The sequence below is a fragment of the Thiolapillus sp. genome, assembly GCF_048562965.1.
GTDB lineage: Bacteria > Pseudomonadota > Gammaproteobacteria > Chromatiales > Chromatiaceae > Thiolapillus > Thiolapillus brandeum_A.
Map to the genome: position 1 here is coordinate 1 of NZ_JBHNMF010001089.1, position 903 is coordinate 903.

Annotated in this window: 1 pseudogene; it reads right to left on the reverse strand. The window is 48.6% G+C overall.

Annotated features, from left to right (window positions below):
* Positions 1-241: 241 nt before the first annotated feature.
* A pseudogene (gene tnpA, locus ACOCD2_RS22485) lies at positions 242-674 on the reverse strand (IS200/IS605 family transposase).
* Positions 675-903: the final 229 nt, after the last annotated feature.

Genomic DNA, 903 nt, shown 5'->3' on the forward strand with positions numbered 1-903 from the left:
GAATGACGCGCCTTCGGTGGCATCAGACATGTCCATCGATTTCTCCTGTGTCGTGAAATTTCAGGAGAAAGTCTGCACGGGGTCAGGTCGGGAAAACAGGTGTGGATTCTTGGGCGCTTACTTTTTAGTCTTCTGTGCAACCATCTTCCCGACATGAGCCTGAAAAGTACGACAATTTGTAGTAATCAAATACTACCCGCAGAGCGGGTAGTATGATGAAAGCCCCCGGAGGGGGCTATTGTCAGAGTCCCGCCAACCTTAACTGCTCTTGGCGCTTCTCTTCCCGTTCCTGATTCTTTATGTACGTCCGTATCATCTGCTCATCTAAGCCAACTGTACTGACACAATAGCCTCGCGCCCAAAAATGTCGACCCGTAAAATTCCTTTTGACCTGCAGATATTCCCTGAATATCCGTATGGCTGATTTACCTTTCAGAAAACCGATGGTGTTTGCCACACTGTATTTGGGGGGATCATCAACAGCATGTGAATGTGGTCACGCTGGCGTAACCCTCTATCAATTCAACACCCTGCTGACGATACAACTCCCTCAATATCCCTCCTATTTCTTTCCTCAGCATTCCGTAAATCGATTTCCTTCGATACTTCGGAACAAACACTACATGATATTTGCAATAATGCTTCACGTGAGCTTGGCTTTGCCAGTCTCTCATAATGGCCTCCTACAGAACTTGCCGGTTCAAAGGAGGCCATTTTCTTACTCCGCACGCCGGTACGGCAGAACCTTTTCGTGTCTCACCGCCAGAGGCGGTGGTTTACCAAGTGTAACTACTCACCCCTATCAGCATAGAGCTGTCCCGAAAAGGCCATTTGAATGGCGACCAGCGGATTGTATCCCTGATTTGCCATGGTCTGCAGGTAACTGGAGATGCGGCAATAGGC